Genomic DNA, 16,075 nt, shown 5'->3' with positions numbered 1-16,075 from the left:
GGGCGGCACATCCCTGGACGGGTAATCGCGGCTTCCTGCCCAAGCTAGCTAGCGCGCGGCTTCGGCTCCGGCAGCGGCACGACGGCGTAGCGGCGGTTTTCCAGAACCGGCACCCGGGCGCGTACCCGGCGCAGCCGTTCCCGGCTGGGTCGTGCCAGGATCAGTCCGCGCTCCTCGCCCGCATTGGCCACGACCACGCCCGCCGGGTCCACCGCGATGGAATAGCCCGTGGCCAGCGGCCCTGTCTGGTTGGCAGCCAGGACGTAGGCGGTGTTCTCAATGGCCCGGGCCTTCAGCAGGGTGGCCCAATGGTCCTCCTTGCCGGGCCCGCGGATCCACATGGCCGGCACCAGCAGTACCTCGGCCCCGGCGTCCACGGCGGCCCGGGCGCTTTCGGGGAAGCGGAGGTCGTAGCAGGTGAACGTGCCGAACCGCCACCCGCCGAGGGTGAAAACGAAGGGTTTGTCGGCGCGGCCAGGGGCAATGCCCTCGCTTTCGCGGTAGCCGAAGGCATCGTAGAGATGGACCTTGCGGTAGCAGCCCATGACCTCCCCGTGGCGGTCCAGTGCCACCAGGGTGTTGTACGGCAGGCCGTCCGGCCCCGGCTCGTACGTTCCCACCAGGACCGCGATACGGTGCTCCTTTGCCCAGCCGGAAATGCTCCGGATGAAGGGCCCGTCCAGGTCCTCGGCAATGGCTGCGATGGCCCCGGCGCCTTCGCTGGTGCCGTACAGGCTGGATTCGGGCAGGACCACCAGCTCCGCCCCAGCGGCCGCAGCCGCGGCTATTTGCCGGCCTGCCGCCGTCGTATTCTCCCTGACGTCAGTGCCTGCACTGAACTGTGCCGCCGCGATGGTGATGTCCGCTTCCACCATATCCGTCCTTCCCCTGCGGGCGCCCGGCCGGGACCTTCCCGGCCACAGAGAACCCCTTCCCCTTAGCATCCTCCGCGCGTATGGTGGGCCACACAACCCACCGGCCGCGGGCCGGCGGGCGGGCTCATGCAGTTGGGCTTCTGGAGCATGCCGGAGGGACCACTTGTGGGTACAAAACCGTTCATGAACCACAGCATGCGGCGCTTCGCGGCACTGGCCGCGGGGCTTGCCACCGTGCCCGCGCTGGCATCGTGCTCTGCCGAAGTGTCCCGCGGCTTCCTGCCGGGCAACCGTGAAACCACCAGCAACACGCCGCTGATCATGGACCTGTGGGTCAACTCGTGGATTGCCGCGCTGATCGTCGGGATCATCACCTGGGGGCTGATGCTCTGGGTGATCATCGCCTACCGGCGCCGGAAGGACACCGTGGGCTTCCCGCCCCAGATCAGCTACAACCTGCCACTGGAAGTCTTCTACTTGTCCATCCCGCTCATCGTGATCGGGGTCCTGTTCGTCTTCACGGACAGGGAGCAGCGCGCCATCGACGAGCGGTTCCCCAACCCCGACGTGGTGATCGATGTCTTCGGCAAGCAGTGGTCCTGGGACTTCAACTACGTCAAGGAGGACGTCCACGAGGACGCCGGGCAACAGGCCCACCTCACCGGCAACTGGGGAACCCCGGACCGGCTGCCCACCCTCTACCTCCCCGAGGGGAAGAAGGTTGAACTGCACCTGCAGACCCGCGACGTCCAGCATTCCTTCTGGGTGGTGGAGTTCCTGCAGAAGCGCGACATGTACCCGGGCCACGAACAGTTCAACCCCTACATCAGCATCACTCCCAACCGCACGGGCGAATACATGGGCAAATGCGCCGAGCTCTGCGGCGAATACCACTCCGAGATGCTCTTCAAGGTCCGGGTGGTCAGCCAGCAGGAGTACGACAGCCACATCGCCGATTTGAAGGCCCGCGGCAACACCGGCCCGCTGGGCGTTGACTACGTCAGGCGGCCGGAGTCGGCACCGGCCCCGGCAGGCCTGGCCCCGGCGGGCGTGGAACCGCAGGCCCTGGACATCCCACAGCAAAGGACGGCGCAGTAATGTCCACCACAAGTCAACGGCCGGGCGGGACCGCAGCAGCTGCCCCGCCACCTCCGGGCCGCCGCGCCAAGGGCGCCATTGTGGTCAACTGGATCACCTCCACCGACCACAAGACCATCGGGTACATGTACCTGATTTCGTCGTTCGTGTTCTTCTGCGCCGCGGGCGTCATGGCGCTGCTGATCCGTGCCGAGCTGTTCGAGCCCGGCATGCAGATCCTGCAGACCAAGGAACAGTACAACCAGCTGTTCACCATGCACGGCACCATGATGCTGCTGATGTTCGCCACCCCGCTGTTCGCCGGTTTCGCCAATGTGATCATGCCGCTGCAGATCGGCGCCCCGGACGTGGCGTTCCCGCGCCTGAACGCACTGGCGTTCTGGTTCTTCCTGTTCGGGTCGACCATCGCCGTCTCCGGCTTCATCACCCCGCAGGGCTCGGCGTCGTTCGGCTGGTTCGCCTACGCGCCGCTGTCCAACACCACGTTCACCCCGGGCGTCGGCGGTGACCTGTGGGTGTTCGGCCTGGCGCTGTCCGGCTTCGGCACCATCCTCGGCGCGGTCAACTTCATCACCACCATCATCTGCATGAGGGCTCCCGGGCTCACCATGTGGCGCATGCCGATCTTCACCTGGAACACCCTGGTCACCGCGATCCTGGTGATCATGGCATTCCCGCCGCTGGCCGCCGCACTGTTCGCGCTCGGCGCGGACCGGAAGTTCGGTGCCCATATCTTCGATCCCGCCAACGGCGGCGCCATCCTCTGGCAGCACCTGTTCTGGTTCTTCGGCCACCCCGAGGTGTACATCATCGCGTTGCCGTTCTTCGGCATCGTCTCCGAGGTTTTCCCGGTCTTCAGCCGCAAACCGATCTTCGGCTACAAGGGCCTGGTGTACGCCACCATCGCCATCGCCGCCCTTTCGATGACCGTGTGGGCGCACCACATGTACGTCACCGGCGCTGTATTCCTGCCGTTCTTTGCCTTCATGACCATGCTCATCGCGGTCCCCACGGGCGTGAAGTTCTTCAACTGGATCGGCACCATGTGGGGCGGATCCCTGACGTTCGAGACCCCGATGCTGTGGAGCATGGGGTTCCTCGCCACGTTCCTCTTCGGCGGGCTGACCGGCATCATCCTGGCCTCGCCACCCATGGACTTCCACGTCTCGGACTCCTACTTCGTGGTGGCGCACTTCCACTACGTGGTGTTCGGCACGGTGGTGTTCGCCATGTTCGCCGGGTTCTACTTCTGGTGGCCCAAGTTCACCGGGAAGATGCTCAACGAGCGCCTGGGCAAGATCCACTTCTGGATGCTGTTCCTGGGCTTCCATGCCACGTTCCTGATCCAGCACTGGCTGGGCGCCCTGGGCATGCCCCGGCGGTACGCGGACTACATGCCCGAGGACAACTTCACGGGCATGAACCAGTTCTCCACCCTGGGCTCCTACCTGTTGGGCGCGTCCCTGATCCCGTTCCTCTGGAACGTCTACATCACCTGGCGGACGGGCCGGAAGGTCACGGTGGACGATCCCTGGGGCTTCGGCGCCTCCCTCGAGTGGGCCACGTCCTGCCCGCCGCCGCGCCACAACTTCACCTCGCTCCCCCGGATCCGTTCGGAGCGCCCCGCCTTGGACCTGCACCACCCCGAACTGAGCATCCGCGAGCATCCACCGGTGCACGGCCCCACGGCGGACGTGCTGGGGGCAGCGGACATCGGCGAGAAGGACGTCCGGTCCCCGAACCCCAACGAGTAAGCAGGGAAGGTTCGACGGCGGCACTCACCCGGGTGCCGCCGTCGAACCTTCCGGCGCCGGAACCACCCGCAATTACGTCACGCAACGTTTTCGTAATTGATGTGAACCTCGTCACTTAAAACGCTTTCTGGCTTTATGCTTAGGTTTGCCTACCCTACAGTTTCCTGACAGGGGCTCCCTTCCCGGACGCCTCCCAGGACGCAGGTCCACGCAGACTTTTTCCCACGAAAGCAGCCTCAATGAAGATCCGCAACAACGCGCTGGCAGGCATCGCACTCGCCGCCACCGCAGCCCTCGGCCTGACCGCCTGCGGCGGCGGCACCCCCGCAGGTGGCAGCTCCTCTGCAGCGTCCGGCGGCTCCTCCGCCGGTGAGATCACGGTCTACAACGCCCAGCACGAGAGCCTCACCAAGGAATGGGTTGACGCCTTCACCGCGGAAACCGGCATCAAGGTGACCCTCCGTCAGGGCGACGACACCGAGATGTCCAACCAGATCGTCCAGGAAGGCCAGGCGTCCCCCGCCGACGTATTCCTCACCGAGAACTCCCCCGCCATGACGCAGGTGGAGAACGCCGGGCTGTTCGCGGACGTGGACAAGGACACCCTGGCCCAGGTCCCTTCCGAGTTCTCGCCGTCCACCGGCAAGTGGACGGGCATCGCCGCCCGCTCCACCGTCCTGGTGTACAACAAGACCAAGCTCACCGAGGACCAGCTGCCCAAGTCCATGCTTGACCTGGCCAAGCCGGAGTGGAAGGGCCGCTGGGCAGCCTCCCCCACCGGCGCCGACTTCCAGGCCATCGTCTCCGCGCTGCTGGAACTCAAGGGCGAGGCCGCCACCGAGGAATGGCTGAAGGCCATGAAGGACAACTCCAAGGCGTACAAGGGCAACAGCACGGCCATGAAGGCTGTCAACGCCGGTGAAGTGGATGCCGCGCTGATCTACCACTACTACTACTACGGCGACCAGGCCAAGACCGGCGAGAACTCCAACAACGTCACCCCGTACTACTTCAAGAACGAGGACCCGGGCGCGTTCCTGTCCGTCTCCGGCGGCGGCGTGCTGAAGTCCTCCAAGAACGCGGCGGCTGCCCAGCAGTTCCTGAAGTTCATCACCGGCAAGAAGGGCCAGGAAGTCCTGAAGAACGGAACGTCCTTCGAGTACGCCGTCGGCTCGGACGTCCCCGCCAACGACAAGCTGGTCCCCATCAAGGACCTGCAGGCTCCCAAGGTGGACGCCGCCAAGCTCAACTCCCAAAAGGTCAGCGACCTGATGACCCAGGCAGGACTCCTCTAAGTCAGTGACCACCGATCTATCGGCTCCGCCAAGGCAGGGCACGACGACGGCGGGCCGGGGCAAGCGCCCCCGCCCGCCTTTCGGCGTTTCCGCTGTGTCCATCCTGGCGGTGCTGATCGCCCTGTTCTCCCTCGTGCCCCTGGGGTACGTCGCCTATATGACGGTGGCAACCGGGTGGGACACCGCCGTCGCACTCATCCTCCGGCCCCGCGTGGGCGAACTGCTGCTGAACACCCTGCTGCTGATGGCAGCCACCATCCCGCTGTGCCTGCTGCTTGGCGTGGCGGGGGCGTGGCTGGTGGAGCGGACCAAGCTGCGCGGCCACCGGATCTGGGCGGTGCTGCTGGCGGCGCCGCTGGCCATCCCGGCGTTCGTCAACAGCTACGCCTGGGTCTCGGCGATACCGTCGCTGGGCGGCCTGGGCTCCGGGATCCTGATCTCCACGCTGTCCTACTTCCCGCTCGTGTACATCCCGGCCGCCGCCACGCTCAGCCGCCTGGACCCGGCCATCGAGCAGTCCTCCGCGGCCCTGGGGCTGGGCGCCTGGCGCTCGTTTTTCCGGGTGGTGCTCCCCCAGCTCCGGATCGCGATGACCGGTGGGGCCCTGCTGGTGGGGCTGCACCTGCTCGCCGAGTACGGCGCCTTCGCCATGATCCGGTTCGATACCTTCACCACCGCGATCATGACCCAGTACCGGTCCACCTTCAACGGCGCGGCAGGCAACATGCTGGCCAGCGTGCTGGTGTTCTTCTGCCTGCTCCTGCTGATGGCCGAGGTTCGCAGCCGCGGCACCGCACGCTACGCACGGATCGGCTCCGGCGCGCAGGCCAAGGCGCTGCGGCTGCCGCTGCACGCCTACCAGGTCCCCGCCCAGCTCTTCCTCCTCGCCCTGACAGCTCTCGCGTTCGGGCTCCCGCTGTACTACGTGCTGCGCTGGACCGCGGCCGGCGGGGCCGGCGCCTGGACCGCAGCCGAGTTCCTCCCCGCCCTCCTGGCCACGTTCTGGTACGGACTCGCCGGCGCGGCAGCCACTACTGTGGTGGCCTTCCCCATGGCATACCTCGCCGTCCGGCGCCCCGGCTGGTTCAGCAAGACCCTGGAACTGTCCAACTACGTCACCAGCTCCATGCCCGGCATCGTGGTGGCCCTCGCGTTCGTCACGGTCAGCATCCGCGTGGTCCCCGGAATCTACCAGACGGCGGGGGTCCTGGTGGCGGCGTACGTGCTGCTGTTCCTCCCCCGCGCCCTGGTGAACCTGCGGGCCGGCCTGGCGCAGGCCCCCAAGGAACTCGACGAGGCCGCGCAGGCGCTGGGCAAGCCCCCGCTTCTGGCGTTCATCCAGGTCACGCTGCGGCTCACCGCCCCCGCTGCCGCCGGCGGTGCCGCACTGGTGTTCCTGGCCATCGCGAACGAGCTCACCGCCACCTTGCTGCTGTCCCCCAACGGCACCAGGACCCTGGCTACCGAATTCTGGATCAAGAGCAGCGAGATCGACTATGTGGGTGCCGCACCCTACGCGCTGCTGATGATCCTGCTCTCGGCGCCCATGACCTACCTCCTCTTCCAACAGTCCAAGAAAGTAGCCGGACAGTGACAGCACCATCCACGCGCAGGCTGCCCGAGCCGCGGGTCGCCCCCTCCGTGGCAGCAACCACCAACAGCCACCTGCAGATCACGGACGTCACCAAGAACTTCGGGTCGCAGGCGGTCCTGAAGGGCGTCAACCTCTCCGTGGCCAAGGGCGGAACCACCGCGATCGTGGGCCCCTCCGGTTCGGGCAAGACCACGCTCCTGCGCCTGATCGCCGGCTTCGAGCACCCGGACACGGGAACCATTTCACTCAACGGAACCCTCGTGGCCGGAGACGGTGCCTGGCTTCCCGCGCACAAGCGGCAGATCGGCTACGTGGCCCAGGACGGCGCCCTGTTCCCGCACCTCACTGTGGGCCAGAACGTCGCCTTTGGCCTGAACCCGGCCAAGCTCGACGGCGGCCGGCGCGCCGTGGCAGCGCGGGTGGCAGAACTGCTCGAGATGGTGTCGCTGGACGCCTCGATGGCCAAGCGCCGCCCGCACCAGCTCTCCGGCGGCCAGCAGCAGCGCGTGGCCCTGGCCCGGGCGCTGGCGCGCGAGCCCGAGCTGATGCTGCTGGACGAGCCGTTCTCCGCACTGGACGCGGGGCTTCGCGTGGCAACCCGCCGCGCCGTGGCCAAGGTCCTGGCCGAACACGGAGTCACCACCATCCTGGTCACCCACGACCAGGCCGAGGCCCTGTCCTTCGCCGACCAGGTGGCCGTGATGCGGGGCGGCAAGCTGGCGCAGATCGGGAACCCGTTCGTGGTGTACACCCGCCCCGCGGACCGTGCCACCGCGGAGTTCCTGGGCGACGCCGTCATCCTGGACGCCTGGCTGGAAGGATCCCTGGCCACCTGCTCGCTGGGCGGCATCCCGGTCCGCCGGCCTCCGGCCCAGGGCCGCGTCCAGCTCATGCTGCGGCCCGAACAGATCCGCATCGCCGAGGACGGCCCCATCCGGGGCGTGGTGGTGGACACCGACTACTTCGGCCCCGAAACGACGGTGCGGCTGAAGCTGAACGTGCCCAAGGAAGTGGCCGAGCACGCCGACCACCGGTACCCCGGCGGCGGCGAGATCATCACCATCCGGCACTGGAACGCCTCCATAGCCCGGCCCGGAATGGAGCTGTGCCTGCGCGTGGTGGGCGAAGGCGTCGCGTTCCCGGTGGAGGACTGACCAGCTCCGCACGCCCCCCGCGGCCTGTCAGAAGCTTGTTCGCAGGCCCGAACCTTCAAGGCACCGATCCGCGAACAAACCTCTGACCGGTGCCGACGGTCACCGGCGACACAGAAAAAACACCACGCGGAAACACTCCGGCAACCTGTCCACGGCAAGCTGTGCTTACGGGGATACAACAGCAGGAGGCAGCCCATTATGGAGGCACAAGGAATACGTACGGCCCAGCTTCGCATCGGGGACCACATTGAAGCGTGGCACCGGGGCAAGCTCTTCCACCGCGGCCGGGTGACCGACGTCGTACCGGCCCTCGAACTCTTCTGGATCCTGGATGCCCGCACCGGCACGCGGAAGCTGCTGGACCCGGAGGCCCTGGAGATCCGGCACGTTGAGGACAACGCCACGCCGCCGTTGGCCACCGCCTGACCAGACCCCCGGAGTTTCCGGGGGAAGCTTAGGCGCGGCCCTGGTACACGTCCGGGATGCCGTCCTGGTCGGCGTCGACCTTTTCCAGCTCTTCGGCGATGCGGTACTGCCGGTTCCGGGTCCGCAATACCGCTGTTGCCAGCAGCGCGGCGATCAGTGAGGCGGCCAGGATTCCCACCTTGGCGTGGTCGTCGTGCAGGCTGCCGTGGCCGAAGCTGAGCTCTGCCACCAGCAGCGACACCGTGAAGCCGATGCCCGCCAGCAGTGCCACGCCAAACACGTCGATCCATTTGAAGGAACTGTCCAGGCTGGCCCTGGTGGCTTTGGTCAGGACCCACGTCGTGCCCATGATCCCGATCGGCTTGCCCACGACCAGGCCCAGGATGATGCCCAGCGCCACGGGGTCCGCCAGGGCCGAGCCCAGGCCTTCCCACCCGCCAACGGCCACCCCAGCGGAAAAGAACGCGAAGATGGGAACCGCCACGCCGGCGGAAATGGGGCGGAACCGGTGCTCGAAGATCTCGGCCAGCCCGGGGCCGCCCTCCGGTCCGCCGGACGCCTGCGACCGGATAACGGGAATGGCGAAGCCCAGGAGCACCCCGGCCACGGTAGCGTGGATGCCGGAGGCGTGGACCAGCGCCCAGGTCACGGCGCCCAGGGGCAGCAGGATCAGCCACGCGGCCGCGGCGTGCTGGCCGAAGAAGCGGCGGTACTTCTGCGCCAGGAAGGCATAGATGCCCAGCGGAATGAGCGCAAGGAGCAGCGGGGTGACCTGGATGTCGGTGGAGTAGAAGAACGCGATGATGGTGATGGCAATCAGGTCGTCCACCACGGCCAGCGTCAGCAGGAAGATCCGCAGGGCACTGGGCAGGTGCGATCCAATGATGGCCAGGACCGCCACGGCAAACGCGATGTCGGTTGCGGTGGGAATGGCCCAGCCGCGAAGTGTCTCAGGGCTGGCCAGATTGACGACGGCGTAGATCACCGCCGGGACCGCCACGCCTCCCACGGCGGCCGCCACCGGCACGATCGACTTGCTGATCTGCCGCAGGTCGCCGGCCACGAATTCGCGTTTGAGTTCCAGGCCCACCAGGAAGAAGAAGATCGCCAGCAGTCCGTCGGCCGCCCAGGCCCCGAGGCTCAGTTCCAGGTGCCAGGGCTCGTAGCCCACCTTGAAGTCGCGGAGGGCGAAGTAGCTGTCCGACGCCGGGGAGTTGGCCCAGATGAGGGCGGCCACTGCCGCGACAACCAGGAGGGCGCCGCCCACGGTTTCCTTGCGGAGGATCTCCCCGATCCGCAGCGCTTCGGCGTAGCTGCCGCGCGAGAAGACTGTGGAGCCCAAGAACTTGTTTCGGCTGGGAGGTGGCGGCGTGGAGTTCATGAAGGTGTCCTTAAATCCGGGTTCGGCAAAGCAATGCCGACCAGACTTCCCGGCGCACCTTCGCCTATTTTACGGGCGGCGCCGCCCCGTCCCAAACGCGTCTCCCCGGGGGCCTTTACAAATTTTGTGGGGCAGTTCACAAAAATACCCATCCGGCTGCATTGGTGGCATCGAATCATTAATGTCCCTCATCTGGGACATTACGTCACTCGCATGAGGAGAATGCTTTCCGATGAACAAGACACTTCGTTTCCTCGCGGTTCCCACCCTGGCTCTGGGCGCCCTGGCCCTCTCAGGCGGTCCCGCCTCCGCAGCCGACCACACCTACCAGTCCACCCTTTCCCAGATCAACGGCAGCTCGGCCTCGGGCACCGTCACCGTGGATGTCACCGGCAACCAGGCGCACGCCGTCCTGAAGGTCTCCGGCCTGGCTCCCACGTTCAACAACGCCCCCTATCCGCACGTCCAGCACATCCACGGCGGAGCCCAGGGCATGTGTCCTGCCCCTTCGGCCGACAAGGATGGCGACGGCGTGGTCTCCACCACCGAGGGCGCGCCCAGTTATGGCGGGATTGTGACCACCCTGTCCACCAGTGGCGATACCAGCCCCGCTGCGGGACTGGACCTCAAGCTTGCCGGCCAGGGCGCCAGTTACACCGTTGACCGCACCTTTGAACTTAACGCCGAGACCAAGGCCGCCCTCGAGGCCGGCACCGCTGTCGTCGTCGTCCATGGACTGGATCCTGCCACCCTGAGCCCGGCGGGACAGGCCGCCAAGTCCGATCTCGTTCCGAGCCTCCCACTCGCCGCCACCTCCCCTGCATTGTGCGGGACACTCAAGGCAGGCCAGATGAAGATGCCTGCCGGCGGCGCTGACACCGGCGTTGCCCAGCAGGCTAGCGGTACCGACTCCGGCGTCCTCGCTTTGGGCGGTGGCTTGGTCCTTGCAGCAGCCGCGGGCGGAGCCTACCTGGTTCGTCGCCGCGGTTCCGGTTCTGCAGCCTGAGTCCGGCTGACCCTGTTATGTCCTTCCTGAACTCCGGCAGCCGCAGGAGCCTTCGGGCCCCCGCGGCTGCCGGGCTTCTGCTCCTGCTCACCCTGGCTGGCTGCGGCACCACGCCTGGAACGTCCGACGCCGGCCCTGCGGCTGCCACTGCCACTGCCTCCTCCATCGCCCCAACGCCGTCCGCTTCCGCCGGCCACCCGCAGACACCCTCACCTTCCAGCCCGGCGGGGGCAACCGCACCAACCGCGGCCGAACCGCCGGTTTTGCCCCGGTCCGAACCGGCCGTCCTGGACATTCCAGTCATTGGCCTCCGTACGGAACTGCTGAGCCTTGGCCTGCGTGCCAACGGATCGTTGGAGGTTCCGGAGGATACCGGCAACGGTGCCCCCGCCAGCTGGTACAACGGCTCGCCGACTCCCGGGGAGCGCGGCCCCGCCGTGCTGCTGGGCCATGTGAACGCCCTCGGCGGCCACAAGGGGGTCTTCGCCGACCTCCGCACCCTCACACCCGGAGCCGAGGTCAAGGTGACGCGGGCGGACGGCAGTACGGCCACCTTCGTTGTTGAACGGGGAGCCGTTTACGGCAAGGACAACTTCCCCACCGTAGAGGTCTACGGCAACACGCCCGGTTCGGAATTGAGGCTGATCACCTGCGACGGCTATGACGCCGCCACCGGCCTCTTCGATGACAACTACGTTGTCTTCGCCAAGCTCAAAGCCTAATTGGACAGTAGACAACGGTCGCCTCACCGGGGCGGCCAGGACGGATGGCCATGAAGAACCGCGTTTTCCTGCTGGCGCCCCTGGCGCTGTCCCTGGCGCTCTCCGGTTGTGCGGCGGCGGCAGGATCAACCGGGGATGCCCCTCCGGCCGCGTCCCCTGCCGCCAGCGTGGAAACCCCGAATGCCGGGCATGCCGGGCACCACGGCACCAACCCGGCCTCCCCGCAGGCCGGTCCGGCAGCCCCGAGCGAAGCGGCGAAAATGGTGTGCGGGGACGAGCCAATGGACCGGTTGACCACCATCCTGTCCCTCAAGCAGAAACCGCACACCGTCAGCAACTGGGCCAACAGCACTTTCACCTGCACCTACCACCTGTCTGAGGGCGCACTGACAATTTCCGTACAGGAAGCTCCTGACCAGGCCAAGGCACGGACCTACTTTGATGCCATGCAGGCCCTCGCCACGGATGTCACGCCTATTAAGGGTCTGGCCAACCTGGGCTTTCCCGCCTACGAAACCGCAGCCGGCTCTGCCGTGTTCCAAAAGGACAACTTTGTGCTGCAGGTGGACGCGTCAGCACTTCCGGCCTCGGTCGGTCCCGATGCCCTCACCCGCAACGCCTTGGCCTACCAACTCTCCACCACCATCCTTGCCTGTTGGGTAGCGCACCATTAGCGCGTGCGGTGGCCTCCCGCGCCCGCCGCTTGTCCGTGCAGCTGGATGGCCCGCACGGCCCGGTCCAGATACCTGCGCGCCTCGGCGGAGTTGGCCAACTGCACAAGTTCTGCCGCCACCACCACCAGTTTGACGTTGCGGTGGCTGCTGGTGCTCACCAGCATTTGGAAGGCGTCTTCCGAGCCCAGTTTAAGTTGGCCCATGAGGATCCCGCGGGCCTGGTCGATGACGGTCCTGGTGGAAGTTGCACCGGCCACCGCCTCCCGGGCGGTCTGCTCGGTCTCGCGCTGCAGGGTCCGGGTGAGGTCCACCATCACGCCCTCGAGGACTGTCGCCTTCCGTTCCGCGTCCACCATGGCTTCGCCGGAGGTCAGGACCCGCCGGGTGCGCCCCCTGGCGTCGACGATCCGGTGGTACATGCAGAAGAAGCCGCCGGTCCGGGCCACCTGGGCCACGATCTCTTCACACTTGGACCGGTCCTCCGGGTGCTTGTGGGCGAACACAAGCTCCATGGTGGGGACAACCTCGCCGCGCCGGTATCCGTGGAGGCGGAACATCCCGTCCGACCAGTGGATTTTCCGTTCCATGAGATCGATGCGGAAGGTCCCCGCGTCGCACTCGTCGCCATTCAAGGCGCTCGAATAGGTGTACAGATCGCTCAGCTCCGCCACAGGTCCACCTCCCGTGCATCCACCTGCCCCCAGCGGGCCGGCGCTGTGCTCGCTCGTTCCAGTATGGCCTCCCTGGAAGGCCGAAGATAGGGCCGGAAGCCCCAAGCGGCAGGACCGTTACGACGCTTGAGACCCTTGACCTGCATACCCCTAGGGGGTATATTGTGCGGTGTTGTCAGTGAAGTGGTATGTCCCGGCTGGTGCCTAGCACCGCCTTCACAGCCGTTCAACCCCAGCGCCCATTGATCCTCATCAAGGAATGGAACTGACATGAACATCGGAAACCGCCCCCAGCTTCCCCTCACGTCCTCCGGCTGCAGCTGCTGCGGTCCGTCCGCTGCCGCCCACGCCGCTGCCGCCCACGGTTCCGGCACCGCCCTGGCGCCTGTGGCCGCCGGCGCACCCTCCGACGGCGGAACCTCCAGCCAGCGCAGCTTCGCCGTCGAGGGCATGACCTGCGGGCATTGCGTCCGGAGCGTGGAAGCTGCCGTCTCCGCCCTTGACGGCGTCACGTCGGCGTCCGTGGGCCTGGTGCCTGGCGGCCTTTCACGCCTCACCGTGGAGGGCCCTGCTCCCGACGCGGCAATCCGCGAAGCCGTCACCGCCGCCGGTTACGCCCTGGCCTGACCCGCATTCCACCGCGCCCGAGGGCGCGTCCAGCCGACATCCGCCCGAAACCGCCGGGCAACCACTGCCCTCTCCAAGGAGGAACCATGCAGGACCACCACGGCATGCACCATATGCCTGAGCATGAACACACCGACAGCCAGACACTGACCGAACCGCCGGCCTCCGCCCATGCACACGCGCACCACGGGGGACCTTCGCAGCATGCCCACCACACCGGCGACGACCACACCGTCCATACATGGCCAGCATGCCGGGCACAGCACCGCCATGTTCAAGAACAGGTTTTGGCTGACGCTGGCCCTCGCCGTCCCCGTGGTCTACTTCAGCCCCATGGTGGGCCACATCCTCGGCTACATGGCGCCGGACTTCCCGGGCTCGGCCTGGATCCCGCCTGTTCTGGGCACCGTGATTTTCCTCTATGGGGGCCAGCCGTTCCTGAAGGGCGGCCTGCAGGAACTCAAGGACCGCACGCCGGGAATGATGCTGCTGATCGGAATGGCGATCACGGTGGCCTTTGCCGCTTCCTGGGTCACGAGCCTGGGGATCGGTGGCTTCGACCTGGACTTCTGGTGGGAACTCGCCCTGCTGGTGGCCATCATGCTGCTGGGGCACTGGATCGAAATGCGTGCCCTCGGCTCGGCGCAGGGCGCACTGGATGCGCTGGCCGCGCTGCTGCCCGATGAGGCCGAACGCATCACGGACGGCGGAACCGAAACCGTGCCCGTTTCAGAACTCAACGCAGGCGACCTGGTCCTGGTCCGCTCCGGCGCCCGGATGCCGGCGGACGGCACCGTGGCGCAGGGGCAGGCGGAGTTCGACGAATCCATGATCACCGGCGAATCCAAGACCGTTCCCCGCGGCCCTGGCGACCCGGTAGTGGCCGGAACCGTGGCCACGGACAGCAGCGTCCGGGTGCGGGTCACGGCCGTGGGCGACGACACCGCCCTGGCAGGCATCCAGCGGCTGGTGGCCGAAGCGCAGGAATCCTCCTCCCGCGCCCAGGCCCTGGCCGACCGTGCCGCGGCGTTCCTGTTCTACTTCGCCGCCGGTGCCGGTGTCCTGACCTTCATCGCCTGGACGCTGATGGGCAGTGTCCCCGAGGCCGTCACCCGCACCGTCACCGTGCTGGTGATCGCCTGCCCGCACGCCCTGGGCCTGGCCATTCCGCTGGTCATCGCCATCTCCACCGAGCAGGCAGCCCGCGCCGGCGTGCTCATCAAGAACCGGATGGCCCTGGAGCGGATGCGCACCATCGACGTTGTCCTGTTCGACAAGACCGGCACGCTGACCACCGGCGAGCCTGAGCTCATGGACGTTGCCGTGGCCGACGGCGGAAATCCGGACGCGCTGCTGGCACTGGCCGCCGCCGTCGAATCGGACAGCGAGCACCCCGTGGCCCGGGCCATCGTCCGGGCCGCCCGCAGCCGGAACCTGGCCGTGCCCGCAGCTGCCGACTTCACCTCGCTGACCGGGCGTGGAGTCCAGGCCACCCTGGACGGACGCACGCTGCACGTGGGCGGGCCGGCGCTCCTGCGCGAGCTGGGCGCCGTCGAACCCGCCGAAGTGGCCGCTTCCACCCGCGCGTGGATGGACCGCGGGGCAGCCGTGCTGCACGTGCTCGACGGCGGCCGCGTCCTGGGTGCCGTCAGCCTGGAGGATTCGGTGCGGCCGGAGTCCCGGCAGGCAGTCGCGGCGCTGCAGAGCCGCGGGGTCAAGGTGGCCATGGTGACCGGCGACGCGCACCAGGTGGCGCAGGCCGTGGCGGCTGACCTGGGCATCGACGAGGTGTTCGCCGAAGTGCTGCCCGCGGACAAGGACAAGAAGGTGGCAGAGCTGCAGGGGCGCGGCCTGAAGGTGGCCATGGTGGGCGACGGCGTCAACGACTCCCCCGCACTGGCCCGCGCCGAGGTGGGCATCGCCATCGGAGCCGGGACGGACGTGGCCATGGAATCCGCCGGCGTGGTGCTGGCCGGAAACGATCCGCGCGCCGTGCTGTCCATGGTGGACCTGTCCCGGGCAAGCTACCGCAAGATGTGGCAGAACCTGGTGTGGGCCACCGGCTACAACATCCTCTCCGTGCCGCTGGCCGCGGGCGTCCTGGCCTTCGCCGGCGTGGTGCTCTCGCCCGCCGCCGGGGCGGTCCTGATGTCAGCGTCCACCATCGTGGTGGCGCTGAACGCCCAGCTCCTGCGGCGCCTGAAGCTGAACCCGTCCGGGGTACGTTAGAACAAGACCGCCGCCGCGGCCCGGCACTGCTACGGAAGGAGGGACCGCCATGAGCACGCCACCCCGCGCCCTGGTGTCCCTGCTCCGTGCTGCCTGGCTGCTCGCAGGCACCCTGGCGCTTATCGCCGGAATCCTGGGGATGCACGTCCTGACGTCCAGCCACGCCTCGCATGCGGCCGCTTCGGCAGGGCACGCGGCAGCCTCGGCGGGACACGTTCCGGCCTCGCCGGGGCACCTGGCCGGGGACACCGCCGCCGCACATTCTGCCCCCGGCCACACCGGCCACGGGCAGGCCGTGCCGGCCGCGGAAACCCCGGACCCTGCCCCCGCCGCGTGCGGCGACACATGCCCCGGCGTGCATGAATCGGGAGCCCCCTGCATCCCGTCTGCACCGAACAGCCCTGTCACCCTCTACCCGCCGCAGGCAGCCCCTGCCCCGGTTCCGGCCCAGCCCGGCCGCGGCAGCCCCGCGGCCGCCTATTCCTACTCGCCGCCGGGCCCCACGCCCTGCGAACTGTCCATCAGCCGGACGTAAACCGGACTGCGCCCCCACTACAGGCCCAGTCCCA

The 16,075-nt window shown here is 67.7% G+C and carries 14 protein-coding genes and 1 pseudogene; 12 read left to right on the top strand and 3 right to left on the bottom strand.

The window, feature by feature from the left end; genetic code table 11:
• Positions 1-44: 44 nt before the first annotated feature.
• Entirely contained in the window at positions 45-875 is an 831-nt protein-coding gene (locus K4G53_RS13380) for a carbon-nitrogen hydrolase family protein (RefSeq protein ID WP_260323596.1), read from the bottom strand.
• A 183-nt stretch (positions 876-1,058) separates the two neighbouring features.
• Here K4G53_RS13380 and K4G53_RS13375 point away from each other — a divergent pair, with 183 nt between their 5' ends.
• The 6 genes from K4G53_RS13375 to K4G53_RS13350 all read left to right on the top strand — a co-directional run bounded on the left by K4G53_RS13375 (position 1,059) and on the right by K4G53_RS13350 (position 8,196).
• Positions 1,059-1,973 (top strand): cytochrome c oxidase subunit II, encoded by a 915-nt coding sequence (locus K4G53_RS13375; protein ID WP_374226167.1) that lies wholly within the window; start codon positions 1,059-1,061, stop codon positions 1,971-1,973.
• The gene (ctaD, locus tag K4G53_RS13370) at positions 1,973-3,727 is read left to right on the top strand and encodes a cytochrome c oxidase subunit I (RefSeq protein ID WP_221386184.1); all 1,755 of its coding nucleotides are present in this window, start codon (positions 1,973-1,975) and stop codon (positions 3,725-3,727) included. The genes K4G53_RS13375 and ctaD overlap by 1 nt, the downstream gene beginning before the upstream one ends.
• A 239-nt stretch (positions 3,728-3,966) precedes the next feature.
• On the top strand, positions 3,967-5,022 hold the full coding sequence (locus K4G53_RS13365; RefSeq protein WP_221386183.1) for an iron ABC transporter substrate-binding protein: 1,056 nt from the start codon (positions 3,967-3,969) through the stop codon (positions 5,020-5,022).
• Positions 5,023-5,026: 4 nt separating this feature from the next.
• Complete coding sequence (locus tag K4G53_RS13360; protein WP_221386182.1) at positions 5,027-6,616, top strand: iron ABC transporter permease; 1,590 nt, start codon at positions 5,027-5,029, stop codon at positions 6,614-6,616.
• The gene (locus K4G53_RS13355; protein WP_221386181.1) at positions 6,613-7,770 is read left to right on the top strand and encodes an ABC transporter ATP-binding protein; all 1,158 of its coding nucleotides are present in this window, start codon (positions 6,613-6,615) and stop codon (positions 7,768-7,770) included. Before K4G53_RS13360 ends, K4G53_RS13355 begins: the two co-directional genes overlap by 4 nt.
• Positions 7,771-7,968: 198 nt before the next feature.
• A complete protein-coding gene (locus tag K4G53_RS13350; RefSeq protein ID WP_221386180.1) occupies positions 7,969-8,196 on the top strand; it encodes a hypothetical protein in 228 nt (75 codons plus the stop codon).
• A 28-nt stretch (positions 8,197-8,224) separates the two neighbouring features.
• On the opposite strand, the gene nhaA is transcribed toward K4G53_RS13350, so the two are convergent.
• The gene (gene nhaA / locus K4G53_RS13345; RefSeq protein WP_221386179.1) at positions 8,225-9,577 is read right to left on the bottom strand and encodes a Na+/H+ antiporter NhaA; all 1,353 of its coding nucleotides are present in this window, start codon (positions 9,575-9,577) and stop codon (positions 8,225-8,227) included.
• Positions 9,578-9,809: 232 nt separating this feature from the next.
• Here nhaA and K4G53_RS13340 point away from each other — a divergent pair, with 232 nt between their 5' ends.
• Genes K4G53_RS13340 through K4G53_RS13330 form a run of 3 tightly spaced genes read left to right on the top strand, consistent with a single transcriptional unit; the run spans position 9,810 to position 11,979 of the window.
• Positions 9,810-10,583 carry a CHRD domain-containing protein gene (locus tag K4G53_RS13340; protein WP_221386178.1) on the top strand — a complete coding sequence of 258 codons (774 nt, stop codon included), beginning with the start codon at positions 9,810-9,812 and terminating at the stop codon, positions 10,581-10,583.
• Positions 10,584-10,600: 17 nt separating this feature from the next.
• Positions 10,601-11,305, top strand: a complete 705-nt coding sequence (locus K4G53_RS13335; protein WP_221386177.1) for a class F sortase — start codon at positions 10,601-10,603, stop codon at positions 11,303-11,305.
• A 50-nt stretch (positions 11,306-11,355) separates the two neighbouring features.
• A complete protein-coding gene (locus K4G53_RS13330) occupies positions 11,356-11,979 on the top strand; it encodes a hypothetical protein (RefSeq protein ID WP_221386176.1) in 624 nt (207 codons plus the stop codon).
• Here the strand turns inward: K4G53_RS13330 and K4G53_RS13325 are convergent.
• On the bottom strand, positions 11,976-12,650 hold the full coding sequence (locus K4G53_RS13325; RefSeq protein WP_308287882.1) for a PAS and ANTAR domain-containing protein: 675 nt from the start codon (positions 12,648-12,650) through the stop codon (positions 11,976-11,978). The two genes, K4G53_RS13330 and K4G53_RS13325, sit on opposite strands and share 4 nt — an antisense overlap.
• A 270-nt stretch (positions 12,651-12,920) precedes the next feature.
• On the opposite strand from K4G53_RS13325, the gene K4G53_RS13320 reads away from it, so the two are divergent.
• From K4G53_RS13320 to K4G53_RS13310, 3 genes and pseudogenes are all read left to right on the top strand, one after another.
• Positions 12,921-13,277 carry a heavy-metal-associated domain-containing protein gene (locus K4G53_RS13320; protein ID WP_221386175.1) on the top strand — a complete coding sequence of 119 codons (357 nt, stop codon included), beginning with the start codon at positions 12,921-12,923 and terminating at the stop codon, positions 13,275-13,277.
• A gap of 86 nt (positions 13,278-13,363) precedes the next feature.
• Positions 13,364-15,506 (top strand): annotated as a pseudogene (locus K4G53_RS13315) (heavy metal translocating P-type ATPase).
• Positions 15,507-15,555: 49 nt separating this feature from the next.
• The gene (locus K4G53_RS13310) at positions 15,556-16,041 is read left to right on the top strand and encodes a hypothetical protein (RefSeq protein WP_221386174.1); all 486 of its coding nucleotides are present in this window, start codon (positions 15,556-15,558) and stop codon (positions 16,039-16,041) included.
• Positions 16,042-16,075: the final 34 nt, after the last annotated feature.

Origin of the sequence: Arthrobacter sp. MAHUQ-56, from assembly GCF_019710585.1 — a bacterium.
Lineage (GTDB): Bacteria > Actinomycetota > Actinomycetes > Actinomycetales > Micrococcaceae > Arthrobacter.
Note: the sequence above shows the minus strand (reverse complement) of the source record. Positions and strands in the feature narration are given on the sequence as shown.

What these genes read in the sequence shown, in the direction of transcription:
- K4G53_RS13380 (WP_260323596.1), bottom strand. Translation starts at nt 875, where the DNA reads ATGGTGGAAGCGGACATCACCATCGCGGCGGCACAGTTCAGTGCAGGC.
- K4G53_RS13375 (WP_374226167.1), top strand. Translation starts at nt 1,059, where the DNA reads ATGAACCACAGCATGCGGCGCTTCGCGGCACTGGCCGCGGGGCTTGCC.
- ctaD (WP_221386184.1), top strand. Translation starts at nt 1,973, where the DNA reads ATGTCCACCACAAGTCAACGGCCGGGCGGGACCGCAGCAGCTGCCCCG.
- K4G53_RS13365 (WP_221386183.1), top strand. Translation starts at nt 3,967, where the DNA reads ATGAAGATCCGCAACAACGCGCTGGCAGGCATCGCACTCGCCGCCACC.
- K4G53_RS13350 (WP_221386180.1), top strand. Translation starts at nt 7,969, where the DNA reads ATGGAGGCACAAGGAATACGTACGGCCCAGCTTCGCATCGGGGACCAC.
- nhaA (WP_221386179.1), bottom strand. Translation starts at nt 9,577, where the DNA reads ATGAACTCCACGCCGCCACCTCCCAGCCGAAACAAGTTCTTGGGCTCC.
- K4G53_RS13340 (WP_221386178.1), top strand. Translation starts at nt 9,810, where the DNA reads ATGAACAAGACACTTCGTTTCCTCGCGGTTCCCACCCTGGCTCTGGGC.
- K4G53_RS13335 (WP_221386177.1), top strand. Translation starts at nt 10,601, where the DNA reads ATGTCCTTCCTGAACTCCGGCAGCCGCAGGAGCCTTCGGGCCCCCGCG.
- K4G53_RS13330 (WP_221386176.1), top strand. Translation starts at nt 11,356, where the DNA reads ATGAAGAACCGCGTTTTCCTGCTGGCGCCCCTGGCGCTGTCCCTGGCG.
- K4G53_RS13320 (WP_221386175.1), top strand. Translation starts at nt 12,921, where the DNA reads ATGAACATCGGAAACCGCCCCCAGCTTCCCCTCACGTCCTCCGGCTGC.
- K4G53_RS13310 (WP_221386174.1), top strand. Translation starts at nt 15,556, where the DNA reads ATGAGCACGCCACCCCGCGCCCTGGTGTCCCTGCTCCGTGCTGCCTGG.